The organism is Anoxybacillus tengchongensis (assembly GCF_014201585.1).
Lineage (GTDB): Bacteria > Bacillota > Bacilli > Bacillales > Anoxybacillaceae > Anoxybacillus > Anoxybacillus tengchongensis.
Genome location: NZ_JACHES010000017.1, coordinates 1 through 24,724, shown reverse-complemented (window position 1 = coordinate 24,724; position 24,724 = coordinate 1). Strand labels below are relative to the sequence as shown.

The following is a 24,724-nucleotide window of genomic DNA, read 5'->3' as shown; positions in this document are numbered from 1 at the left end:
AGCCCCTTTTTTTTGTCAATGCACCGTTGTTTTCAACGAGCGAATGTGGGCAAATGTCGCTTTGGCAATCGCAACGAGTGGGACGGCAATGATTAAACCGATGATACCACCGATTTCCCCGCCAACAAATAGGGAAAACATAATGATTAGCGGATGTAAATGTAAGCTTTTCCCTACAATAAGTGGAGATAAAATGTTTCCTTCAATGAACTGCAATAAAAAGACGATGCCGACAGTAAGAAGTAATTTGTTTACCGATATGGTGGCGGCAATAATCGCTGCTGGAATGGCGCCGATAATTGGTCCAAAATACGGAATGACGTTTGTTATGCCAACGATGATGCCAAGCAAAAGAGGGTATTTCATATCAATGAGCCAAAACGAAAGCGCAGCAGCTGTTCCGATCAATAGGCAAACAAACAATTGTCCACGAATATACCCACCGAGTGTGCGATCGACATCGCGCAAAAATTGAACGCCTTTATTTCGCCATTTTTTCGGAGTCCATTCCCATGCCACTTTTTTGATAAGCTCCACATCTTTTAACATGTAAAATGCGATAAACGGAATAATAAAAAAGACAATGATTCGATTAATTAGCTGTTTCAACCCGATAATTGTTCCTGTAACCGCCCCGCTAATAAACGTTTCTGCTTCTGTAATCATCGCTTCAATTCGTTTATGAACATCGTAAGGCCATGTGGCCGTTTCTTCATGAATATAATTCGTCCATTGTTCATACGTGCGGACAAATATCGGTAAACTTTTATTGAAATCTTCTAGCTGGGCAATAAATAATGGTGTGCCTTTATAAACCGCAAAACCGATTCCACCAAAAAATAACGCATAAATGAAAAGAATAGCGAGCGCTCTCGGCATCCCACGTTGATGAACATACTCTACGACAGGATGCAATAAGTATGTAATGAACGCAGCGATAAGAAAAGGGGTTACAACCTTAATAAACATATGTAAAAATGGCAACCATACGGATTTGAGTTTCACAACGAAGTAAATAAAAATTAAAACTAATAACATTTTCATTAAGCGAACGAAAAAATGAAGATGTGGATGTTCCAAACTGATCCCTCCTTTACTTCTATAGTGTGAGGACAAATAGAAGATGTTATACGAAAAACGGCAACCTCAAATGAGATTGCCGTTTTTCGTTACATAAATGGACGTAACATTTGTTTGCCGACTTTTCGCATGTTGCGCATGTTCACGCCACCGTTTCGTTGCGCTAATTGATATGCTGCCACTCCAGCACCGATCGCGATTAAAGAAGCGATTGTTCGATTCATCGTCATTCTCCTTTCATTACGAAAACAAAGTTCGTTCATGTTCGCTAAATAAATCGTCAAGCGAGCTAAGCGTTCCGTCTTCTTCGACTTGATGCGTATAAATCATTCCTTTTTGAACGGTTAGCTCAATAAAGCAATTCCAACAATAATACTGATTGACGCCGATTTTCCCTAAATCTTTACTTTGACAGTTCGGACACTTTAACATAAAAAGGCACGCTCCTTTTTATTTTTTTCTTCTATCTTTGTCATTTTTTTACGCAAACATACATCATTGCAAAAGAAGCGTACCGATATGTGTGTCCATTGTTATGTTACGTCATTTTCCATGAAGTCATACGGGGTAACACCTTCCATTCCGATGTTTGCATCTTCCATTGGGAGCAGTTGTTGTTCAGAAGAAATGGTAGCTGTTAATTTTTCGTATAGCGTTGTTTGCCTCGTCCCGTCATCTGTTCGCATCACCCCAAGTTGGAACGCTTCTTCTTCACCGCATAAAATTAAATACTGCTTACTGCGCGTAATGGCTGTGTATAGTAAATTGCGTCGCAGCATACGATAATAACTTTTCACAACAGGCAAAATAACGATCGGAAATTCACTTCCTTGCGATTTATGAATCGAACAGCAATACGCGTGCGTAATTTGGTGCAATTCTTGTTTCGGATACGTCACTTCATTTCCATCAAACGAAACGACGACGAGATCTTGTTTTTCGACATTTTCATTCGCATAAAAAATAGCAACGATCTCACCGATGTCTCCATTAAAGACGTTTTCATCTGGCTGATTGACAAGTTGCAACACTTTATCCCCTACACGATAAACGACATCACCAAAAGTAAGCTCTCGTTTATTGTCGTGTTTTGGATTAAATAATTGTTGTAACGTTTCATTCAGTCGATCAATCCCCGCATGACCGCGATACATCGGTGCGAGCACTTGAACGTCTTTCGCCCGATATCCTTTTTGTTTTGCACTTTCAGCTACTTTTTTTACAACGTCAACGACTTGTCCACCCGTGCAACGAATAAACGAGCGGTCTTTTTGTGGAATCGTCAAATCATGGGGAATGTTTCCATCTTTAATCGCATGCGCAAGCGAAATGATCGACGAACCTTCCGCTTGACGATAAATGTCTGTTAGTCGAACGGTCGGAACGACATTTGCGCGAAGCAAGTCTTTTAACACTTGTCCTGGTCCGACAGACGGCAGTTGATCCTCATCGCCAACGAAAATGACTTGCATCGATGATGGAACAGATTTTAACAACTGATTCGCTAGCCACGTATCGACCATAGACATTTCATCAACAATTAACAACTTTCCGCAAATCGGCTCATCTTCTCCGCGCTGAAATCCATCACCACTCCAGCCGAGCAAACGATGAATCGTCATCGCCGGCAAACCTGTCGATTCCGTCATTCGCTTCGCTGCTCGTCCAGTTGGAGCCGCAAGTAAAATGGGAAACGGCTCGTCTGCATCATAGCTCGCAGGATCAAGCGATAATCCATGTAATTTGGCGAATAAATGAACGATGCCGTTAATGACCGTTGTTTTTCCTGTGCCTGGTCCGCCCGTTAAAATGAACAACGGGGAACAAAGCGCTTGCTGAATCGCCTCTTTTTGTTTTTGCGAATATTGGATATTTGCTTCTTCTTCCCATTCACCGAGCGCCAGTAAAAATTCCGCTTCAGAAAATGTTGACATATCACATTGTTCAAGTAGTCGCCTGACATTTGACACAATGCCTTTTTCGGCGAAATATAATGAAGGGATATAAAAACGATCTTCTTCAACGATTAACTTCCCTTCTTCAGATAAGTGGACCATTTCACGGGAAATGCAAGCGACATCGACAAGTTCTTGACGTTTTGCTTCTAACAGTTGTTTTACTTCTGTAAGCAGTTGTTCGTACGTCATATACACATGTCCTTCTTGCATGCAATGTTGCTCAATAACATATAAACAACCGGCCCGAATGCGATCCGGATGATTCCCAGAAATACCGAGCTGCAAGCCGAGGTCATCGGCGCGACCAAATCCAATTCCTTCAACATCTTCTACAAGCTGATACGGATTTGTGCGAATGATTTGTAACGTTTCATCTTTGTACACTTGATAAATTTTCATCGATAACTGCGGTCCGAAGCCAAATTGCGATAAAGCAATCATAATTTGTTCTAATCCTTCATGTTCGCGCAACGTTTCATATAGCTGTCTCGCTTTCGCTTTTGTCAACTTGGGCACACTTGCAAGCACATCAGGATCTTCTAATATTTTTGAAATCGCTCGCTCACCTAACGTTTCAACAATCGCAGTAGCTGTTTTTTTACCGATTCCTTTAAACATGCCGCCCGATAAATATTGAATCACTCCTTCTTTCGTTTCAGGAAACTCTTTTCGAAAATGATCGACAACATATTGTTTCCCAAAGCGCGGATGTTCTTTAAATGAGCCGAAAAACGTATATGTGTCATATTCACCGAGCAAAGGGAAATAGCCTGTCACAACAACATCTTTTTCTATATGCGCTTCATTTGTTTCTTCCACACGCACACGAATAACCGAATATAAATTGTCTTCGTTATGAAAAATGGTACCGACATGGACGCCTTTAATAAACGATCGTCCGTCGAAGTCTAACTGTTGTTGCAACGCCAGCTCCCCCTTTTTTTACTGTAATGCTCGTTCCATTAGCTTTTTCCCATGACCCGCTAACAAATGATTCGGCTGAATGATAAGTGCCTTTTCAAACATCGCATGTGCTGTTTTCGGATCGTCTTTGTATGCATACGCGACACCTAAATTGTAATACGCATCCGCATGTTGATCGTTTAAATGAATCGTCCGTTCAAAATACGTCATCGCCTCATCGACAAACTGCAATTGGGCTAAGCAAAGTCCGAGCTGAAACGTCGCTTCCACATCGCGCTCGTTTAATTCTACTGCCCGCTGAAAATACGGCATCGCTAAACGTGGTTGCTCTAAATACATGAGCGACATGCCGAGCATAAAAAACACATCCCCGTCCGTTAATCCAGCTTGAATTGCTCGTTCAAATTGTTCTTTCGCAAGTTCGAACTGTTGGCGATTGTAATACATCGATCCGAGTCCGTAATATGCGGTTGCAGCTTTTTCATCAAGTTCAAGCGCTTTGTGAAAAAAGCGTATCGCTTTTTCTTCTTCTCCGACAGCTGCTAATACGTTCCCGAAATTAATGTAACCAACAGGATCGTTCGGTTGCCGTTCAATTGCTTCATGAAAGCATTTGACCGCTTCTTCATATTTTCCTTGCTGCATATATTGAATGCCTTGCGCATTGTAATCCATCTCTATCACCTCATATTCAATATTATAACAAAAAAGCCTTCAACTCGTCTGTTGAGTTGAAGGTTAGCCAACGTATGTCAATCTTTCACCGTTGCGAAAGACTTGATCGATCGTTCCGCCACCGAGACATTGTTCACCGTTGTAGAAAACGACCGCTTGACCTGGAGTCACTGCGCGCACGCGTTGCTCAAATGACACACGCGCTGTCGTCTCATCGATCATTTCTACTGTTACCGGCACATCCGGCTGACGATAACGGAATTTCGCTGTACATGACATCGGTTCACTCGGCTTTCGACCGCTTACCCAATTCACATTCGTCGCAATGATCGCATCAGAATAAAGCAGTTCATTATCAAACCCTTGCGCCACGTATAAAATGTTATCTTTTACATTTTTCCCGACGACAAACCAAGGCTCTCCGCTACCACCGATACCAAGTCCGTGGCGCTGTCCGATCGTATAATACATTAACCCGTCGTGCGTGCCTTTCACTTGTCCATCGAGCGTTTGCATCTTGCCCGGTTGTGCAGGTAAATAATTGCTTAGAAACTGTTTGAAATTGCGTTCTCCGATGAAACAAATGCCTGTGCTATCTTTTTTTCCTGCTGTCGCAAGCCCCGCTTCTTTTGCGATTTCGCGCACTTTGGACTTTTGTAATTCACCGATTGGAAACAACACTTTTGATAATTGTGCTTGCCCGAGCTGATTTAAAAAATACGTTTGATCTTTGTTTGCATCTAATCCGCGCAACAATTGATATTCTCCATCACGATACGCAACGCGCGCATAATGGCCTGTTGCTAAATAATCAGCACCGAGCGCCATCGCGTGTTCTAAAAACGCTTTAAATTTAATTTCTTTATTGCACATCACATCTGGATTCGGCGTGCGCCCTGCTTTATATTCATCTAAAAAGTACGTAAATACTTTTTCCCAATATTGCTTCTCAAAATTAACCGCATAATACGGGATACCAATTTGGTTGCAAACACGCATAACATCTTCATAATCTTCCGTTGCGGTACATACCCCGTTTTCATCTGTATCGTCCCAGTTTTTCATAAAAATGCCGATGACATCATATCCTTGTTGTTTTAACAATAATGCTGCTACCGATGAGTCAACTCCACCGGACATGCCTACTACTACTCTTGCCATCGTTTTCCCTCCTTTCACGCTTTTGTTAGTCGCTTCACAATTTTTGCAATATCACACGCAGCACGTTCTATTTGTTCGATTGTATTGCCATATCCAAAGCTAAAACGGACAGAAGAACGAATACGCTCGGAATCATTTCCGTACATCGCTACTAACACATGTGACGGATCAATTGAGCCAGCCGTACATGCTGATCCGCTTGATGCAGCAATACCTGCTAAATCTAAATTGACAAGCAATGCTTCTACATTTGTTCCGAAAAACACAACATTCAATACATGTGGCAAGCGATTTGTTTCATGACCGTTGACCGCGTAATGAATGCCTTCTCGTTCAAATGTCGCAAGCATAGTACGTTGAAATTGCTCATACAACGTTCTTTTTTCAGCCATTGTTTGTTGTGCGAGTTCAGCTGCTTTTTGCAATCCGACAATGCCTGGTACGTTTTCTGTCCCTGCACGTCGCTTTCGTTCTTGTTCTCCCCCGTATATGTGTGGTGTAAGACGAACACCTTCACGTACGTATAAAAAGCCTACTCCTTTTGGTCCGTTCACTTTATGGCTAGATACGGAAAGTAAATCAATGCCGAGTTCACCTACATGAATCGGAACGAGACCATATGCTTGTACCGCATCTGTATGAAAATACGCATCATGGTCGCGAAGTAATTGGCCAATGTCGTGAATCGGTTGCAATACGCCTGTTTCGTTGTTACCAAACATAATGGATACAATAATTGTATCATCGCGCAAAGCACTTTTTACTTGTTCAACTGAAATCATACCATGCTCATCCACAGGCAAATACGTCACATCAAATCCTTGCTTTTGTAAAAATTTGCACGTATTTAATACGGCGTGATGTTCGACAGACGTTGTAATGATGTGTCGTCCTTTTTCGCGATTCGCCATCGCCACACCAATGATCGCTAAATTATCCGCCTCTGTCCCACCGCTTGTAAAAATAATTTCGTTTGCTTTTGCTCCAACCGTTTTTGCAATCGTCTCCCGTGCCTCATCAAGCGCTCGGCGACTTTCACGTCCGAACGAATGAATGCTTGATGGATTTCCAAAATATGTCGTCATATATGGAATCATCGCCTCTACGACTTGCGGATGAACAGGAGACGTTGCTGCGTGATCTAAATAAATGCGCTCCAAATACATTCTCCTTTCTTAAATGTAAAACATATATGCATCACCATGGTCGTCTGTATGGCTTGCTAAGTCTTCTAACGTCGTGCTATCTAACACTTCTTTTACCGCATCGCGAATGCGCATCCATAGTTCACGCTTCGCTGGTTCTTCATCTTCTAGTTCTTCAACGACTTGCAACGGTCCTTCTAACACACGAATGACATCACCTGCTGTAATGTTTGACGGTTCATCTGCTAAAATATAACCGCCATACGCTCCGCGAATACTTTTTACTAAACCAGCATTTCGCAATGGGGAAATGAGTTGTTCTAAATAATGCTCGGATAAGTTGTTCATTTGAGCAATCGATTTTAATGAAATGGGCCCCTCTCCATATCGTTTAGCCAACTCAATCATAATCGTTAAACCGTATCGACCTTTTGTAGATATTTTCAAACGAATCATCCCCTCATCAACTGTCAAAAGAAACACAAGCCATTATAACATAAAAATGCGAAACAAAGGAACGTTACTGCTTTTTTCGTTCGTTTAGCCGTTCGTACACATGAGCGAGCTGTTTTTCTTCTCCGTTTTGTTTCGGTTGATAATATTGCACCCCGATTAAATCATCAGGCAAGTATTGTTGTGCCACCCAACTGTACGCATAGTCGTGCGGATATTTATATCCTACTCCGCGTCCAAGAAGTGTGGCGCCTTTATAATGAGCATCTTGTAAATGCAGCGGAATAGATTGGCCTTTGCCGCTCCGCACATCCATAAGTGCTTGATCAATTGCCTTATAGGCGCTATTTGATTTCGGTGATAAACACATGTCAATCGTCACGACCGAAAGTGGAATGCGCGCTTCTGGCATACCGAGACGTTCGGCTGCTTCGATCGCACTCATCACCTTCACCCCGATCAGTGGATTTGCTAATCCAATATCTTCATAAGCAATGACCGCAAGACGACGACAAACAGCGGTAAGATCTCCTCCTTCAAGCAGTCGTGCCAAATAATGAAGCGCAGCATCAACATCGCTACCACGAATGCTTTTTTGAAAAGCGGAGAGTAAAGAATAATACGTATCTCCTTGTTTATCATACGTCAATGCCCTTTTTTCTACACAAAACGAAACGGTATGTAAATCTACGACGGCGCATTGATCGTCTTGCTTCGTTGCATATATCGCTTCCTCCAACAACGTTAACGCTGTGCGCGCATCACCGTTTGCTCCTTCTGCAATCATAGACAGCGCCTCATCGCTAATTTCAATATGCCAATTGCCTAATCCGCGTTCGCGATCCGCTAAAGCGCGGCGTAATAACTCGATCGTTTTCTCTTTTGTCAATGGTTGCAACTGTTTGATTTGCCCTAGACGACTTCGAACAGCCGGATTAATCGAATGGAACGGATTTTCCGTCGTCGCTCCAATAAGCGTAATCAAGCCGTTTTCGACATGTGGCAATAAATAGTCTTGCTGTGCTTTCGTAAAACGATGAATTTCATCAATAAATAAAATGACGTTACCTTCAAAGCGAGCATCTGCCACAATTTCTTCGATTTCTTTTTTTCCTGCCGTTGTCGCATTTAACGTATAAAACGGTCGTTGCATCGTTCCAGCAATCGCATAAGCGAGCGATGTTTTGCCGACGCCAGGCGGTCCGTAAAGCAACAACGATGGTACATAGCCATTTTTAATCATTCGATATAATGCTGTATGTGAACCAATGACATCATCTTGTCCGACCACTTCATCGATGGTGCGTGGACGCATACGATAAGCAAGCGGCTCTTGAGCAAACAACATTTTTTCTCACCTCACAATGCTAGCGCTGCACGTAAGGCAGGAACAAACTCGCGCATATTACTTTGTTGTAAATATAAAAGAAACGCATCAATAATCGCTTTTCGTGGTTCATCTCGCTCTACTTCTGTTTTTAATTGTTTTAGTAGCTCCACGATATCATGATCACCTGCTTCTTCGATCATCTCCTCAATAAGCACAAGTGCACGTGTTTTTTCCGCTTGAGCATCGTGGCTAAGCAACGGCATGTCGTGCTGTAAACTGTCGACAAGAGTATCAAGTCGCCCGATTAAAAAAGGGGCTAATCGTTGAAAAGGAAACGGTTTTTGTTCAAAAAGGGCGAAAAATAAATATTCTTTTAACATGCCATTTAACATAACGGCACAATCAAGTACATACGGACGAATACGCTCCCCGTATACATCTATGAGTGATTGAACGTACCAGTCAAATAAATGGGAACGAATACGTAAAACGAGCGCATGAACGTCTTCGCTAACTTTTTGTGCATGATCGCCCATATGCATTTGTACAATTTCTTTATGTTGCTCAAACGCTTCAATTTGTAGAGAAAGTTGCTTTAAAAATTTTTCACGTGCCGTTAACGAACGATCAGAAGCGATATGTGCAAATTGTTGAAACAGCTGATCGTAATGATATTGAAAAATCGACAGCACAATTTCCTCTTTTGACTTAAAGTAATTGTATAGCGATCCTTTTGCTAACTGGCTATGTTCAGCAATTTCTTGCATCGTTGTAGCGTGATATCCTTTTTCAGCAAATAGTTTCATCGCCACTTGAATAATTTGCTCTTTTCTGCTCACTCGGCCTCATCCTTATTGTTCATTTCTCGTTTTATTATAACATAACAGGCTGACCGAATTTCAGTCAGCCTGTTATCCATTATGCTTGTCGTTCTTTTTTCGCTTGACGGAAGAAAAATAGTTCATACACAACAGGAACGAGAATTAACGTTAATAACGTTGATGACGTCAATCCACCGATGACCGTAATCGCTAATCCTTTGGAAATGAGCGTTCCCGATGATTTCGTAAGCGCAAGCGGAATGAGTGCGGCAACTGTCGCAAATGCTGTCATTAAAATTGGACGTAAGCGTGTTTTTCCTGCTTCAATGAGCGCTTGACGAATCGTCATTCCTTTTTGCTCACGATTTTGCCCGATGCGGTCAACGAGAACGATCGCATTCGTTGTGACAATCCCAATGAGCATTAATAAACCGATCATAACGCTGACAGACATCGGTTCATTCGCGATAAATAAGCCGAGCAACGAGCCGATTGGAACGAATACAAGCGATGATAAAATAATAAACGGTATGCGCGCTTTTCCGAACGTAATAAGCATTGTAATATACACAAGCCCAATGGCTACAACCATCGCTAAACCGAGTTGTTGGAACGTTTCTACCGTTTCATCGCTTCCACCGCCGCCTTCAAATGAGACGTCTTTTGGTAAATCAATTTCTTTTTTCACGCCATTGATGACATCTTGTGTGACTTTTTGAATGTTGTCACCAACGACTTGAGCTGACACACGTGCGAACACTTTTCCGTCCAATTTTTGAATCGATGTAAATGTATCGACTTCTTGCACATCTGCCAATTGTTTTACTGGCACTGGACCGAACTTTGTGAAAATAAGTGTGTTTTCTAACTCTTCTATCGATGCCATTTGTTTATCATACGACAATTGTACCGTCCGTTCTTCATCGTCTAACGTCAACGTACCGACTTGAACCGGACGAGTTTGATCGGCGATTGTACCGAGAATTTGAAATCCTGATACACCGTATTCCATTGCTTTGTTCGTATCAATGTTAACGACGACTTGCTTTTGTTTATCTGTAAAGTTATTTGTGACATATTTCAAATCGTCGCGCGTCTTTAAGTACGCTTCTACATCTTTCGCTGCCTGTTGTAACGCATTTAAGTTCGTCGAGTATAAGTCAATATTTACGTTATTGTTTGACGGCGGCCCGCCTGTTTGCAATTCTTGAACACCGATTTTTGCACCTTTTACTTCCGCTTGAGCGATCGTTTCCATTTCTTTTTCTAACTTTTTAATAAATGCGCTTACGTTTGTGTCTTCTTTCAACGTGATAAAATAGTTAGCTTGATTTTTCCGCTTTAATCCGCTACGGAAATCGCGGCTACCAATTCCTGCAGTAACTTCTTCAATCTCCTTCATTGAAGCAAACATATTTTCAATTTTCAACGATACATCGTTCGTTTTTTCTAATGGAGTAGACGATGGAAGTTCGACGGCAGCAATTAATGATTTTTGTTCTTCGTTTGGAATAAATGTAAAGCCTAACTTCGGTACAATAGCGAATGAACTACCGAGCAATAAAACAGACAAAAGCAAGACGGTTTTTTTATGATTCAACGCCCATTCAATCGCTTGACCGTAAGCTCGTTGCAACGCTCCCTCTTTTTCTTCTGGCGGCACTTTTTTAAACGAAAATTTCGCTAAAATTGGAACGATCGTAATTGCAACAACGAGCGACATTAAAAGCGAAAACACAATCGTTAACGCAAATGGTAAGAAAAACTCGCCTGTCACGCCGCCAACAAGACCGAGCGGTAAAAAGACAACAACTGTTGTAATCGTCGACGATGTAATTGCCTTTAAAATTTCTTTCGTTGAGTCTTCGACAAGTTCATCTGTCATTCCCGTTTTCGATTTGCGCACGCGTCGGAAAATGTTCTCAATGACAACGATGCTATCGTCAACTACTCGCCCGACTGCAACCGCCATTCCTCCAAGCGTCATAATGTTTAACGAAATATCCATTCGTTGTAAGAAAATGGACGCTACAAGTAACGACAGCGGAATCGAAATAATCGCAATGATCGTTGCACGTACGTTTCGTAAAAAGATAAGCACTGCAATGGACGCAAACAATGCTCCGAGCAATCCTTCACGCACGAGCGTTTCAACAGACTTTTTAATTCCTTCAGCAGAATCAAATCCTATGGCATAATCAATTTGATCTTTATATTTGTCAAGGACGTTCAGTACTTTTTCTGCCACTTCAACAGTGTTGGCATCTTGCTTTTTCGTAATAGCCATGGATAAAGATGGTTGTAAGTTGTAGCGCGTAATTTCTCCTTGCTCTGTCACTGCTTCAATCGTCGCCACATCTTTTAACGTAATTTTTGCAGAAGCTTGCTGACCACTTGCTGGTGCTCCTGATGATGCATTCATCATTGGCGAAGACAACGGCAAATTTTCAAGTTGTTTTATCGTTTCAATTTTTTGTTGTACGCGAATCGGAATTTGTACTGTTTCTGTTTGAACATTTCCGGCAGGGAACGCTAAAAACTTTTCATTAATTTGTTCTTTAATTTGCGTTAAGCTTAAGCCGTACTGTAATGCTTTTTGCTTATCAACTGTAATTTGAACAATATCCTCTTCCATTCCACCGACAGAAATGGAGTTGATACCATTAATTTTTTTCAACTCTGGAATAATTGTATCGTTTAGCAATGCCTCGATATTCGTGTCCCCTTTTGCAAACAGAGAAATGTTATAAATCGGGAACGTACCGAACGAGAAGCGATTCACTTTCGTTTGCACGTTTTCCGGCAAATCTGTCTCTTTCATAAGCGATTCGACTTGTCGTTCAACTTCCTCCATATCGGTGTCGAATGGAAATTCTAAATTAATAATTGCGATGCTTTCAAACGAAGAACTTTGAAGCTTTTTTACCCCTTCAATCGCTTTAAACTTTTCTTCTAACTTTGTCGTCACTTGCTCGTTTATATCTTCTGGCGAAGCGCCTGGATAAATGACTTCCACAGATAGTTGTGGAAACTCAATATTTGGCAACAAATCAACTTTTAAAGAAGAAAATGAATATAGTCCGCCTAATATGAGTAGAAACGAAATAATAAATACGGCGACTGCATTTTTTAAACTAAACCTCGTTAAAAAGTTCATTCCGCTCTTCCTTTCTTTCTTGAAATATGACCAAATGGTCGTTTTATTACGACCATACAGTCACATTTTCACTATAATTCAATTTCCTTTCCTTTGCAACTAATAATGTGCTGTAAAGAAGCGCAAAGGATGTTTTTCCTTTGCGCCTATTGTTGATCTACACGTTGGATCGGAATGTCTTTTAATAATTGTTGTACGACATGTGCAGCCATAATGAGACCTGCGACAGATGGAACGAACGCATTCGATGACGGCGGCATTTTCGCCTTGCGAATCGTTGCTTCATCGTTTCCTACTTCTTTGCGAACGTCCTCACGAATGACGATTGGGCTTTCATCCGAGAAAACAACGGTAATACCTTTTCTAATTCCTTCTTTTCGCAATTTTGTGCGAATAACTTTTGCAATCGGATCCGTATGCGTTTTTGAAATATCAGCGATGCGAAAGCGAGTTGGATCCATTTTATTTGCTGCTCCCATGCTTGAAATGATTGGAATATTGCGCTCTAAACATTGTTTCATTAAATGAATTTTATACGAAATTGTATCCGACGCATCAATGACATAGTCCATGTCATACGAAAAAATTTGCTCATACGTTTCTTCCGTATAAAACATTTTTAACGCAATGACTTCACACGCTGGATTAATGTCAGCAATGCGCTCTTTCATCACTTCCACTTTCGGACGCCCGACAGTTGACAATAAGGCATGAATTTGACGATTGACGTTTGTAATGTCAATATCGTCTTTATCAATTAAAATGAGACGTCCAACGCCTGAGCGAGCAAGCGCTTCTACCGCAAACGATCCGACACCTCCAATGCCGAGAATCGCCACCGTACTTTCACTTAACCGTTTTAAACCTTCTTTTCCGATCGCAAGTTCGTTACGAGAAAATTGATGTAACATGTTTTTCCTCCCATATGTAAGTATTTCAATCGGATATACATGCATTATGGCACAAAAAAAGCCTCAACGTAAAGCTTGTTCTTTACGTTAAGGCTTTATTCGTTTTTGTTGCTTAGTCCCAATCGTGCCGTCGCTGATGGCCTTTGTTTTGAACCCGCTCTCTCACAGGTGGGTGCCCTGTTTCACGCTTATGTACGTCCTCGGTATGTAAATGAGGCATGTACGCTACCTGAAAACCCGGGCTCCCGTATCACACATTGTTCGGTCAAAACAATAGGTGATACGACAAACACATCAGGACTTGTTGTTACTTGTATGTTAGCACACTTCGCATGCATTTGCAACGTTACAAATTTAGTCTACTTTTTGAACGTCCTTCACTTGTAAATGCAGTTCGTCTAATTGCGCTTCACTTACTGCACTTGGTGCTTCTGTTAGCAGACAGCTAGCACTTGCTGTTTTCGGAAAGGCGATCGTATCACGCAAGTTAGAACGACCCGCCAGCAACATGACAAGACGGTCTAATCCAAGAGCAATTCCACCGTGCGGAGGTGTACCGTATTCAAACGCTTCAAGCAAAAAGCCAAACTGTTCGCGCGCTTGTTCTTCAGTAAAACCGAGCGTTTTGAACATTTTTTCTTGTATATCGCGCTCGAAAATACGGAGCGATCCTCCTCCTAACTCATATCCGTTTAACACAAGATCATACGCTTGTGCGCGAACGCTCGCTGGATCTGTTTCGAATTTTGGCACATCTTCACGAACAGGCATTGTAAACGGATGATGTGCCGCATAATAGCGACCTTCTTCTTCATCGTATTCAAAAAGCGGCCAATCTGTAATCCATAAGAAATGAAAGGCTGATTCGTCAATTAACTTCAAATCTTTTCCTAATTTTAAACGCAACGCGCCAAGCGAGTCCGCAACGACAGATTTTTTATCGGCTACAAATAACAACAAATCGCCGACTTTCGCTTCAAGCGTTTGTATCATTTGTTTTTGCTCGTCTTCGTTAAAAAACTTCGCAATTGGCCCTTTTAGTCCATCGTTTTCGACTTTCAACCATGCTAACCCTTTTGCCCCGTAGCGAGCGACATATTCTGTTAACGCATCAATATCTTTGCGAGAATATTTGTCCGCTGCGCCTTTGACGTTAATCGCCTTCACTTGTCCACCGTTTTGCACTGCGCTGGCGAACACTTTAAAGCCACAATCTTTCACTTGCTCAGATAGATCGACAAGCTCAAGTCCAAAGCGAGTATCTGGCTTGTCCGAGCCAAAGCGAGCGATCGCTTCATCATATGACATGCGTGGAAAAGGAATAGGAATGTCGATTCCTTTTGCGACTTTCATGACGCGCGCCATCATGCGCTCGATCATTGCTAAAATATCATCTTGACTCATAAATGATGTTTCAATATCGACTTGTGTAAACTCTGGCTGACGGTCAGCACGTAAATCTTCGTCTCGGAAACAACGAGCAATTTGATAATACCGTTCAAAACCAGCGACCATTAATAATTGTTTAAAAATTTGTGGCGATTGTGGTAACGCATAAAACTCGCCTGGATGTACACGGCTTGGCACTAAGTAATCGCGCGCCCCTTCTGGCGTACTTTTCGTTAAAATCGGCGTTTCTACTTCTAAAAAGCCTTCCTCATCTAAAAAGTCGCGAATCGCTTTCGTCACTTGATGGCGCATTTGAAACGTTTGAAACATCACCGGGCGACGTAAATCTAAGTAACGATATTTTAAGCGAACATCTTCTGATACGTCCGTTTTATCTGAAATCGGAAACGGCGGCGTTTTTGCTTCACTTAAAATCGTCACATGTGTCGCATGTACTTCAACTGTTCCAGTCGATAAATTTCGGTTCACTTGCCCTTCTTCACGTTGAACGACTATGCCTTCTACGTCTAACACGTATTCGCTACGAATCGTTTCCGCAACTTGCAACGCCTCTTTCGACACATCTGGGCTAAATACAATTTGGACAATGCCTGTGCGGTCGCGCAAGTCAATGAAAATAAGTCCTCCTAGATCGCGACGCTTTTGCACCCATCCTTTTAAGCGCACCGTTTGACCAATCGCTTTATCTGTTACTTCTCCACAATAATGCGTCCTTCCGAACATACTTTCCCCTCCTATTGCAATGCGTTTTTCATATGTGAAACAAACATGTCAAGAGGTACTTCTTGCTGTTCCCCTGTTGCCATATGTTTGACGTTAATGACACCTTTTTGCAGTTCATCTTCTCCTAAAATAGCGACGTATGTCGCATGCAAACGATCGGCTGCTTTAAGTTGAGCCTTCACTTTACGGTCTTGATAGTCTTTTTCTGCCGAAACACCTTCTTGACGAAGGGCAGCGACAAGAGCAACCGCTTCTTCTTTTGCTTGTTCTCCTAATGCCACAACATAACAGTCAATTCCTTCTGAAATCGGTAACGAAATACCCTCAGCCTCTAATGCAGCAAGCAATCGTTCAATGCTTAAAGCAAATCCGATACCAGGCGTTTCAGGTCCACCAATTTCTTGAACGAGACCATTATAACGTCCACCGCCGCATAATGTCGTAATGGCGCCAAATCCTTCTGCCTCGCTCATAATTTCAAACGCTGTATGATTGTAATAATCTAAACCGCGCACAAGCCGCGGATCGACTTCAAATACGATGCCAAGCCTTTGTAAATACATTTGCACTTTTTCAAAATATGTGCGCGACTGTTCATTTAAGTAATCAAGAATCGATGGAGCCGTGCGCATGAGGTCATGATCACGATCTTTTTTACAGTCTAAAATACGCATCGGATTTTTATGTAACCGCGCTTGGCAATCATCGCAAAACTCATGAATGCGAGGCTGGAAATGATCGATAAGCGCTTGTCGGTGCGATTTTCTGCTTTCGACATCGCCTAAACTATTGATGACAAGCTTCAGTTTTTTCAGTCCGAGCGAGCGATATATATCCATCGCTAAAGCAATGACTTCAGCGTCAATCGCTGGATCGTTACTTCCGAGCGCTTCGACACCAAATTGGACGAACTGACGAAAACGACCTGCTTGCGGACGTTCGTAACGGAACATCGGCCCCATGTAATACAGTTTCACCGGTTGATTTGGATATCCGTACATTTTATTTTCAACAAATGAACGGACGACCGCTGCTGTTCCTTCTGGACGAAGCGTTAAACTGCGACCGCCACGATCTTCAAACGTGTACATTTCTTTTTGAACGATATCCGTTGTATCGCCGACACCGCGTAAAAATAGTTCCGTATGTTCAAAAATTGGCGTACGAATTTCTTGATAGTTATAACGCCGACAAAGTTCGCGCGCAATTTGTTCAATATATTGCCATTTTGCTGCTTGTTCTGGCAAAATGTCTTGCGTCCCGCGCGGAATTTGAAATGACATATCATTCCCTCCTTTAGTTTTTATGCAAACAAAAATCTCCCACCCCTAATAAATTAGGGACGAGAGACGAGTTCCCGTGGTGCCACCCTAGTTGAAGCGCATGCTTCCACTTTCATCCGATAACGCTCGGAAAGCGTTCTCTCCTACTAACGATGACGCGTTCAAAGAGAAACCTACGGAGTGTTCGTTCGTTAAGTCATCATGGAGAAATGCTTCCAGCCTACGGCATTTCCTCTCTGGCCATGTGTACTCTTAACTACTTTTCTCCATCATCGGCGAGATGTTGAATTTTCTTTTATATTACGTACGAACAAACCATTTGTCAAGACGACCTTTATTTTCCGAAATAACGAAGCAATCCGCTACAAATCGCTTCTACCGCTGCCTGTTGATATGATTGTGATACGACGAACATCTCCTCATTCGGATTGCTTAAGTAGCCGAGTTCAAGCAACACAGAAGGACGGCTATTTTCGCGCAAAACATGATAGTTTCCTACACGAACTCCACGTTGCTGGATGCCTGTTAAGCGACTGAGGGGACCAAAAAGCGCATCCGCAAGCGACCGATCGATTGATTTATAGTAATATACCGTTAAGCCGCTCGCCGTACGGTTTAACGCGCTGTCGTAATGAATGCTAATAAACGCATCTGCTTTATTGTTCGCAGCTATTTGTACTCGCTCACTTAACGATAAAAATCGATCATCTGACCGCGTTAAAATGACGTTAGCCCCCATTTGTTTCAGTTTTTCGCTTAGCAACAGCACGGTCTGTAACGTTAACATTTTTTCAATTGTTCCATTGACACCCGTTGTCCCATAATCTTTGCCGCCGTGTCCTGCATCAATAACAACTGTTTTTCCTACTATTGTTTGATTTTGAGAGGGAGCGGATGTTTGCGTCACTTGAACGACCCATTCGGCTACATATCCGATCGTTTGGGCATCCACTTGAATGACATACCATTGCCCTTCTTTTCGAATGACTCCGAACTGATCACCACGTTTTGCTTTCGAAATCACAGGCGATTGGGTAGAAGGGGAAGAACGAATATTTGTATTGTCGTATAACATTTGAACATATGTATCATATGTCATTTGTTCACTATTTTGCTCAGCGTTTGCTACATATGCCCGATTCACCCATCCTTCTTTTCCTTCCCAGCGTACGTATATCCAATCATTTTGTGTCATCGTCGCCGTTCCTTTCTCGTTGCGGTTGACATAACCGATGACCGCATATGTCGTTCCTGGTCCCTTGCGAATACGTAAACCATCTACTTGGCATACGACCGGCTGTTGTATTTGTTTTTTTATTTCAATCGCCTCATTTTGCGTTTGAACGTATTTTCCATGCACCCAACCTGTTCGATTTGAGGCGAGCCGAATTTGTAGCCATTCTCCTCGCTTTTGAACGACAGGATATTGCTTTCCTTTTGCTACTTTTTCTTGTACCGCAAACGTAAATCCCGGGCCGGTACGCACATTGAGTTGATTAACAGCTATGCGTACATTCATCGCTGCTTCCGCCGTTTGTACGATCAGCAACAAACAACAAAAAACGAACAGTAACGTCATAAGCGATTTTTTCATGTTGCAAATCCCCCTACGTTGTCAATAATCGCTACTTTATTTCTTCACAAACAAAAAAAATCCTTCTTTGAATGAAAAGGTAGAAAAATTGGGAATAATACGAACGATATTTCACGCGAAAGGAGCTTAATGATGCGCCATAGTGAAAAAGGGGAGTTTATTCATTCACAATCACCACTTATGCACGTCGATTTTCATGCATTTATTCAAAAAGAAAGCGAACTCACATCGTTTGAACTCGCCTCTGAATTTGGGCTTACTCTTCGTGATGTACAAAAGCTGAAAAAACATGTAGCACGAGGATAAAAAAACCGAGCTCGTCCACATGCGAGCGCGGTTTTTATTTGCTTTCGACGATTAATGTCACCGGTCCGACGTTTGTCAATTCTACATCCATCATTGCACCAAATACGCCTGTTTCTACGTGAATTCCTTTTTGACGTAAATGCTCGTTAAACAGCTCATAAATATGTTTTGCGTGCTCCGGTTTTGCCGCATCCATAAAATTTGGTCTTCGTCCTTTGCGACAGTCTCCGTACAACGTAAATTGTGAAATCGATAAAATCGATCCACCTACATCTAAAAGGGAACGGTTCATCTTTTCATGCTCGTCTTCAAATATGCGCAAATAAGCAATTTTTTCGGCAACAAATGCGGCATCCTCCTCCGTATCATCATGAGTAATGCCAACTAACAATACGAGCCCGAAATCAATTTCCCCGACCACTTCGCCAGCTACTGTTACTTTTCCATGTTTTGCTCGCTGAACGACAACTCTCATGGCCTCAACCCTCTCTAGTTCATAATCCGTCTAACTGAATAAATGTCTGGAATTTGTTTAATGCGTTCCACCACTTTTTGAAGATGGCTCACATTATGAATAAAAATCGTCATATGAATCGTCGCCATTTTGTTGCGATGATCCGTTCTTCCAGAAACAGCAGAAATGTTCGTTTTCGTCTCATTGACAGCTTGCAATACTTCATTAAGCAAGCCACGTCGATCATAGCCAGTAATTTCAATATCGACTGTATATTCACGCTGGCAGTTTGCGCTGCTCTCCCATTGAACAGGAATGAGTCGCTCTTTTGCTTCTTCTGCGAGTACATTCGGGCAATCGGCACGATGAACCGAAACGCCGCGTCCTTTTGTAATAAATCCGATAATTTCATCGCCAGGCACCGGATTACAACAGCGCGACAAACGAATAAGTAAATTATCTACTCCTTCGACGCATACCCCGAAATCGCGCTTTTTCATTGGGGTAATGGTCTTTGCCTCTTGTAGCATGTCCGACAAACGTTTCGCTTGCTCTTCTAAATCGCGTTGTTTTCGCCACTTTTCTGTTAAACGATGCGCGACTTGGGCAGCTGTAATGCCGTTATATCCAACAGCAGCATACATATCTTCTTCATTAGCAAAGTTAAATTTTTCTGCCACCCGCTTCATATTTTCAGCGGTGAGCACTTCTTTGACATCAAAGCCCATGTTGCGAATTTCTTTTTCAACAAGTTCTTTCCCTTTTTCTACATTTTCTTCCCGGCGTTGCTTTTTGAAAAATTGGCGAATTTTATTTTTCGCATGCGATGTTTGTGCAATTTTTAACCAATCTTGACTCGGACCGTATGAATGATTGGACGTTAAAATTTCAACAATATCTCCAGTTTGTAGCGGGTGATCGAGCGGAACCATTTTTCCGTTTACTTTTGCCCCAATCGTTTTATTTCCGATTTCTGAGTGAATGCGATACGCAAAATCAATCGGCACCGAACCAGCTGGAAGCTCGATGACGTCACCTTTTGGTGTAAAAACAAACACCATATCGGAAAATAAATCCATTTTTAACGTTTCGACAAACTCTTCCGCGTTGTTCGTTTCGTTTTGCCATTCGACAATTTCGCGAAACCATGATAGTTTTTCTTCAAATGTATTTGGGCGAATGGTCTTTCCTTCTTTATATGCCCAATGGGCAGCAATTCCAAATTCTGCGATATGGTGCATGTCGAACGTCCGAATTTGCACTTCAAGTGGCTCGCCTTTTGGACCGACAACGGTCGTATGAAGCGATTGGTACATATTCGGCTTCGGCATGGCAATATAATCTTTAAAACGCCCGGGCATCGGCTTCCAACATGTATGGATGATGCCAAGTACCGCATAACAGTCTTTAATGCTTTCAACGATAATGCGTACAGCAAGCAAATCGTAAATTTCGTTAAATTGTTTATTTTGCAAAACCATTTTGCGATAAATGCTATAAATATGCTTCGGACGTCCAGAAATTTCAGCTTGAATACCGACTTCATGCAACCGTGTACGCATTTCTTGAATGACTTCTTCTAAATATTGCTCACGTTCCGCCCGCTTTTTTTTCATTAAATTGACGATGCGATAATATTGTTGCGGGTTCAAATAACGAAGGGCTGTATCTTCAAGCTCCCATTTGATTTTTGAAATTCCAAGTCGATGCGCGAGTGGAGCGAAAATTTCAAGCGTTTCATTCGCAATGCGGCGTTGCTTTTCAATCGGCAAATGTTTTAACGTGCGCATATTGTGCAAACGGTCCGCCAACTTAATTAAAATGACGCGTATATCTTGCGCCATCGCCAAAAACATTTTGCGATGATTTTCTGCTTGTTGTTCTTCATGTGATTTATATTTAATTTTTCCGAGCTTCGTTACACCATCAACGAGCATCGCTACTTCTTTTCCAAATTCTCTTTCTAAATCTTCTTTCGTCACATGTGTATCTTCGACGACATCATGCAAAAATCCAGCTGCAATTGTCGCAGGGTCCATTTCTAAGTCAACTAAAATACCTGCTACTTGAATCGGATGAATGATATACGGTTCTCCTGACTTCCGATATTGCTCACGATGTGCTTCTTTCGCAAACTTATATGCCCGTTCGATAAACTGTACGTCGTCTTCCGACAAATAACGGCTCGCCTTTTCAATGACTTGTTCTGCCGTTAATACTTGTTCATTTGCCATGCAATCACCTTTTATTTTAAACGTATTTACAATATTATCATGAAAATTTTTTCAAATGTAAAGAGCAACATGCGAAAAAGAGGAGCGTTGTGCCCCTCCTTCATTAAAATTGCATTAACGTTAAAATATCGTATCCTTTTAATTTTTCGCGACCTTCTAAATACGTTAATTCAATTAAAAATGCAATGCCTGCAACAACGCCACCGAGCTGTTCAACAAGCTTAATCGTCGCTTCGATCGTGCCACCGGTTGCTAATAAATCATCAGTAATAAGGACGCGTTGCCCTGGCTTAATCGCATCTTTATGCATCGTTAATACGTCCTTGCCGTATTCTAAACCGTATTCGACACGAATGACTTCGCGAGGCAGTTTTCCTTCTTTACGAACAGGGACGAATCCAACGCCAAGCGCATAGGCAACTGGACAACCGATAATAAAACCACGAGCTTCTGGTCCAACAACCACATCAATTTTCTTTTCACGCGCATAATTGACGATTTGATCTGTTGCGTATTTGTACACTTCGCCTTTGTCCATAATTGTTGTAATATCTTTAAATTGAATGCCTGGTTTTGGGAAATCAGGAACAATCGTGACGTATTGTTTTAAATCCATCGATATTTTCCTCCTCATACAATGAATCAAACCAACGTTTCAGTTGGGAATAGGATGAATATAAAAACATATGCTCAAGTTCGGCCTGCGCTTGCTTTAATCGGTAAGAAGGGGATTCTGTTAAGTCCCGTTTCTGTACATGACGGGCTAAAGAAACGATCCCGTTTTCAACCGTAATAAACTCAAGCTCTCTAAACACTTGAATCATAAACAAAATCGTTTCTTTTGTCCACCCACGCGAGCGAGCCAAATCGTCAGCGTAACGCCGTACATCAAAAGGGCTACGCTTATGCAAAAAGGAATACAACCACTTAAAATGTTCACGCGTCGGCAACACACTAAAGAAGTGATTCTCCCTTTGATAGAATAACGCATAAATGCGTTCAGGTAAACTACAACTTAATAAAACTTTGACGATTTGCTGTGACGGAGGCAAATCAAGAAAAACGACATATTTTCCACTCACATCGATCGTCGCTTCTTGCTCGCTTAGTACATATACAATTTCGTCGGCATACGCCCCTAATTGCAGCACATCTACTGTATCGTGATGGAAAGCGATGAATAACCGTTTTTCTTTTGGAAGCGATGCCATGAACTTACTTGGATGACGAATATGGCGCATATCAAATAATTGCCACTCGTCCACAGCTACATCTTGAATCATTAACTGTGGTTTGCGAAAGTTATTCCATTCGTTAATGGCCAGTTCTCCGACGATCGAGAGACGAGCGTTCGGCGCAATTTCATCTCCAATATGCCCGAAGCCAAATCCGATCGCTTCTAATGTTTTTCCGTTTTCTGTTAACAATAATTTTAAGTGATTTTGATCTGTTCCAATTTTTCGTAACGTATCTAGTTGCACATGTTGGAAAAGGACGCGCGGTTTCGGATTTCCCATTCCAAACGGTGCAAGCCGATTCATTTGTTCAATTAATTCCAATGAAACATCACTAATCGAACAACGCAAATCGACATGCGTAACAGGAATAAAATGTTCTGCTGTCAGTTGTTGCTTCGCCGCTTCGTTTAGGCGACGACGTAATTCATCTACATTATGAAAAGAGAGCGTCATACCCGCAGCCATCGGATGTCCACCGAAATGAGGTAAAATCTCGCGACAGTTTGACAAATTCGCAAATAAGTCAAAGCCTTCAATACTTCGCGCTGATCCCTTTGCGATCCCTTTTTCTTGATCAATGCTTAACACGATCGTTGGGCGATAAAACCTTTCGACTAAACGAGACGCCACAATGCCAATGACACCGACATTCCAGCCTTCTTTCGCTACAACTAACACGCGATCATCTCTATAATGCTGCTCGACAAGTTGAATCGCTTCTTCCGTTATCTCGTTGACGAGTTGCTGACGTTCGCGATTCATCGCATCAATTTGCTCAGCCAGCATGTCCGCTTCATTTACATCTGTCGTCAACAACAGCTGAACAGCTGGATCAGCGCAATCGAGACGTCCAGCGGCATTAATGCGCGGACCAATCATAAACGCAATCGTATCTTCTGTCACAGCTGTATAGGATACACCACATTGTTTACAAAGCGCTTGTAAACCGAGACGTTTCGTTTGGCGAAATTGTTCAATCCCTAATCGAGCAAGTAAATGATTTTCGTCTTGAAGCGGAACGAGATCAGCAATCGTTCCAATCGCGACAACGTCCAGCCATTCGTATGGCACGCGCCCGATGAGCGCATGAGCAAGCTTAAATGCTACTCCGACGCCCGCTAAATGTTTGAACGGATAGTTTGGACTAATTTTCGGATGAATCGTTGCATATGCTTCCGGTAATATCGGACCAGGCTCGTGATGGTCTGTAATAATTAAATCGATACCGAGCTGTTTGGCTACGTTGGCTTCATGCAAAGCAGAAATACCTGTATCAACTGTAATAATTAGCGATACCCCTTGTTCCTTCGCAAATTTGAATGCTTGTTCATTCGGCCCGTACCCTTCGGAAAAGCGATTCGGAATGTAAAAGGACACATTCGCTCCTTTTTCTCGTAATGCGCTGACCATCACAACAGTACTGCTTACGCCATCAGCGTCATAATCACCGAAAACAAGAATACGTTCGCCGTTTGTAATCGCTTTCTCTATTCGCTCGACCGCTTTTTCCATGTCGTTTAACAAAAATGGCGAGTGAAACGATTGCTTTCGTTCAAAAAAAGAACGAGCGGCTTCAACGGTATGATAGCCGCGGCCGACGAGCAATGAAGCAACGAGCGGAGCTATATGTAACGCTTGCGCAATCATTTGCACTTGTTGTTCGTTTACTTGTTTGATGTTCCAACGGGTTTTCGATGCTAACATATCATTCACCCCTCAACCTTTTTATTATACAAAACAATACGCTGAGGGGCAATTTATTGTTCATCATATGTTTGAGTCAAGACTTTGTGGGAGATTTTTTTCTCGACCGATTTTATTGGTTATATATGGTTTTATGGACTTGTTTCATGTAAGCGCTTTTATC

Annotated in this window: 20 protein-coding genes, 1 other RNA gene and 1 other annotated feature; of the genes, 1 reads left to right on the top strand and 20 read right to left on the bottom strand. The window is 42.0% G+C overall.

All coding sequences use genetic code 11. The features are described from left to right. Positions 1-15: 15 nt before the first annotated feature. The 16 genes from HNQ82_RS13720 to HNQ82_RS13645 all read right to left on the bottom strand — a co-directional run bounded on the left by HNQ82_RS13720 (position 16) and on the right by HNQ82_RS13645 (position 18,625). Entirely contained in the window at positions 16-1,080 is a 1,065-nt protein-coding gene (locus tag HNQ82_RS13720) for an AI-2E family transporter (RefSeq protein ID WP_183250296.1), read from the bottom strand. 89 nt (positions 1,081-1,169) lie between these two features. After that, positions 1,170-1,310: a YrzQ family protein gene (locus HNQ82_RS13715; RefSeq protein ID WP_183250294.1), complete on the bottom strand. Its 141-nt coding sequence runs from the start codon at positions 1,308-1,310 to the stop codon at positions 1,170-1,172. A 10-nt stretch (positions 1,311-1,320) separates the two neighbouring features. Continuing rightward, positions 1,321-1,512, bottom strand: a complete 192-nt coding sequence (locus tag HNQ82_RS13710) for a hypothetical protein (RefSeq protein ID WP_032100167.1) — start codon at positions 1,510-1,512, stop codon at positions 1,321-1,323. 101 nt (positions 1,513-1,613) lie between these two features. Further along, positions 1,614-3,968: an SF1B family DNA helicase RecD2 gene (recD2, locus tag HNQ82_RS13705; RefSeq protein WP_183250326.1), complete on the bottom strand. Its 2,355-nt coding sequence runs from the start codon at positions 3,966-3,968 to the stop codon at positions 1,614-1,616. Between the two features lie 12 nt (positions 3,969-3,980). After that, positions 3,981-4,637, bottom strand: a complete 657-nt coding sequence (locus tag HNQ82_RS13700; RefSeq protein ID WP_183250292.1) for a tetratricopeptide repeat protein — start codon at positions 4,635-4,637, stop codon at positions 3,981-3,983. Positions 4,638-4,700: 63 nt separating this feature from the next. Continuing rightward, on the bottom strand, positions 4,701-5,798 hold the full coding sequence (gene mnmA / locus HNQ82_RS13695) for a tRNA 2-thiouridine(34) synthase MnmA (RefSeq protein WP_032100170.1): 1,098 nt from the start codon (positions 5,796-5,798) through the stop codon (positions 4,701-4,703). A gap of 14 nt (positions 5,799-5,812) precedes the next feature. Then, positions 5,813-6,958: a cysteine desulfurase family protein gene (locus HNQ82_RS13690; protein ID WP_183250290.1), complete on the bottom strand. Its 1,146-nt coding sequence runs from the start codon at positions 6,956-6,958 to the stop codon at positions 5,813-5,815. A gap of 15 nt (positions 6,959-6,973) precedes the next feature. Further along, the gene (gene cymR, locus HNQ82_RS13685) at positions 6,974-7,390 is read right to left on the bottom strand and encodes a cysteine metabolism transcriptional regulator CymR (RefSeq protein ID WP_032100512.1); all 417 of its coding nucleotides are present in this window, start codon (positions 7,388-7,390) and stop codon (positions 6,974-6,976) included. Positions 7,391-7,463: 73 nt separating this feature from the next. After that, the gene (locus tag HNQ82_RS13680; RefSeq protein WP_183250288.1) at positions 7,464-8,744 is read right to left on the bottom strand and encodes a replication-associated recombination protein A; all 1,281 of its coding nucleotides are present in this window, start codon (positions 8,742-8,744) and stop codon (positions 7,464-7,466) included. Between the two features lie 11 nt (positions 8,745-8,755). Further along, on the bottom strand, positions 8,756-9,565 hold the full coding sequence (locus tag HNQ82_RS13675; protein ID WP_183250286.1) for a TetR family transcriptional regulator: 810 nt from the start codon (positions 9,563-9,565) through the stop codon (positions 8,756-8,758). 79 nt (positions 9,566-9,644) lie between these two features. Beyond that, positions 9,645-12,704, bottom strand: a complete 3,060-nt coding sequence (locus HNQ82_RS13670) for an efflux RND transporter permease subunit (protein WP_183250284.1) — start codon at positions 12,702-12,704, stop codon at positions 9,645-9,647. Positions 12,705-12,850: 146 nt separating this feature from the next. Next, positions 12,851-13,615, bottom strand: a complete 765-nt coding sequence (locus HNQ82_RS13665; RefSeq protein WP_183250282.1) for a tRNA threonylcarbamoyladenosine dehydratase — start codon at positions 13,613-13,615, stop codon at positions 12,851-12,853. Between the two features lie 111 nt (positions 13,616-13,726). Continuing rightward, positions 13,727-13,919: non-coding RNA, 6S RNA (gene ssrS, locus HNQ82_RS13660), on the bottom strand. Between the two features lie 50 nt (positions 13,920-13,969). Continuing rightward, on the bottom strand, positions 13,970-15,748 hold the full coding sequence (gene aspS / locus HNQ82_RS13655; RefSeq protein ID WP_183250280.1) for an aspartate--tRNA ligase: 1,779 nt from the start codon (positions 15,746-15,748) through the stop codon (positions 13,970-13,972). An 11-nt stretch (positions 15,749-15,759) separates the two neighbouring features. Then, the gene (hisS, locus tag HNQ82_RS13650; RefSeq protein ID WP_183250278.1) at positions 15,760-17,031 is read right to left on the bottom strand and encodes a histidine--tRNA ligase; all 1,272 of its coding nucleotides are present in this window, start codon (positions 17,029-17,031) and stop codon (positions 15,760-15,762) included. A gap of 52 nt (positions 17,032-17,083) precedes the next feature. Next, positions 17,084-17,313, bottom strand: a binding site (T-box leader). A gap of 52 nt (positions 17,314-17,365) precedes the next feature. Next, positions 17,366-18,625, bottom strand: coding sequence for an N-acetylmuramoyl-L-alanine amidase family protein (locus HNQ82_RS13645; RefSeq protein ID WP_183250276.1), 1,260 nt, complete (start codon positions 18,623-18,625; stop codon positions 17,366-17,368). 132 nt (positions 18,626-18,757) lie between these two features. Here HNQ82_RS13645 and HNQ82_RS13640 point away from each other — a divergent pair, with 132 nt between their 5' ends. Continuing rightward, positions 18,758-18,931 (top strand): hypothetical protein, encoded by a 174-nt coding sequence (locus HNQ82_RS13640; protein ID WP_055441849.1) that lies wholly within the window; start codon positions 18,758-18,760, stop codon positions 18,929-18,931. Between the two features lie 34 nt (positions 18,932-18,965). Here the strand turns inward: HNQ82_RS13640 and dtd are convergent, their stop codons facing one another. The 4 genes from dtd to recJ form a co-directional block, all read right to left on the bottom strand. After that, positions 18,966-19,406, bottom strand: coding sequence for a D-aminoacyl-tRNA deacylase (dtd, locus tag HNQ82_RS13635; protein WP_183250273.1), 441 nt, complete (start codon positions 19,404-19,406; stop codon positions 18,966-18,968). 14 nt (positions 19,407-19,420) lie between these two features. Further along, complete coding sequence (locus tag HNQ82_RS13630) at positions 19,421-21,619, bottom strand: RelA/SpoT family protein (RefSeq protein WP_183250271.1); 2,199 nt, start codon at positions 21,617-21,619, stop codon at positions 19,421-19,423. 103 nt (positions 21,620-21,722) lie between these two features. Beyond that, positions 21,723-22,235 carry an adenine phosphoribosyltransferase gene (locus tag HNQ82_RS13625; RefSeq protein ID WP_003396235.1) on the bottom strand — a complete coding sequence of 171 codons (513 nt, stop codon included), beginning with the start codon at positions 22,233-22,235 and terminating at the stop codon, positions 21,723-21,725. Next, a complete protein-coding gene (recJ, locus tag HNQ82_RS13620) occupies positions 22,201-24,561 on the bottom strand; it encodes a single-stranded-DNA-specific exonuclease RecJ (RefSeq protein ID WP_183250269.1) in 2,361 nt (786 codons plus the stop codon). Before recJ ends, HNQ82_RS13625 begins: the two co-directional genes overlap by 35 nt. Positions 24,562-24,724: the final 163 nt, after the last annotated feature.

Excerpts from the sequence above, each read along its gene's own strand:
- HNQ82_RS13625 (WP_003396235.1), bottom strand. The coding sequence starts at position 22,235 with ATGGATTTAAAACAATACGTCACGATTGTTCCTGATTTCCCAAAACCA.
- HNQ82_RS13680 (WP_183250288.1), bottom strand. The coding sequence starts at position 8,744 with ATGTTGTTTGCTCAAGAGCCGCTTGCTTATCGTATGCGTCCACGCACC.
- HNQ82_RS13645 (WP_183250276.1), bottom strand. The coding sequence starts at position 18,625 with ATGAAAAAATCGCTTATGACGTTACTGTTCGTTTTTTGTTGTTTGTTG.
- HNQ82_RS13710 (WP_032100167.1), bottom strand. The coding sequence starts at position 1,512 with ATGTTAAAGTGTCCGAACTGTCAAAGTAAAGATTTAGGGAAAATCGGC.
- HNQ82_RS13715 (WP_183250294.1), bottom strand. The coding sequence starts at position 1,310 with ATGACGATGAATCGAACAATCGCTTCTTTAATCGCGATCGGTGCTGGA.
- HNQ82_RS13640 (WP_055441849.1), top strand. The coding sequence starts at position 18,758 with ATGCGCCATAGTGAAAAAGGGGAGTTTATTCATTCACAATCACCACTT.
- dtd (WP_183250273.1), bottom strand. The coding sequence starts at position 19,406 with ATGAGAGTTGTCGTTCAGCGAGCAAAACATGGAAAAGTAACAGTAGCT.
- HNQ82_RS13700 (WP_183250292.1), bottom strand. The coding sequence starts at position 4,637 with ATGGATTACAATGCGCAAGGCATTCAATATATGCAGCAAGGAAAATAT.
- recJ (WP_183250269.1), bottom strand. The coding sequence starts at position 24,561 with ATGTTAGCATCGAAAACCCGTTGGAACATCAAACAAGTAAACGAACAA.
- HNQ82_RS13670 (WP_183250284.1), bottom strand. The coding sequence starts at position 12,704 with ATGAACTTTTTAACGAGGTTTAGTTTAAAAAATGCAGTCGCCGTATTT.
- HNQ82_RS13630 (WP_183250271.1), bottom strand. The coding sequence starts at position 21,619 with ATGGCAAATGAACAAGTATTAACGGCAGAACAAGTCATTGAAAAGGCG.
- aspS (WP_183250280.1), bottom strand. The coding sequence starts at position 15,748 with ATGTTCGGAAGGACGCATTATTGTGGAGAAGTAACAGATAAAGCGATT.
- mnmA (WP_032100170.1), bottom strand. The coding sequence starts at position 5,798 with ATGGCAAGAGTAGTAGTAGGCATGTCCGGTGGAGTTGACTCATCGGTA.
- HNQ82_RS13665 (WP_183250282.1), bottom strand. The coding sequence starts at position 13,615 with ATGTTACATCAATTTTCTCGTAACGAACTTGCGATCGGAAAAGAAGGT.
- hisS (WP_183250278.1), bottom strand. The coding sequence starts at position 17,031 with ATGTCATTTCAAATTCCGCGCGGGACGCAAGACATTTTGCCAGAACAA.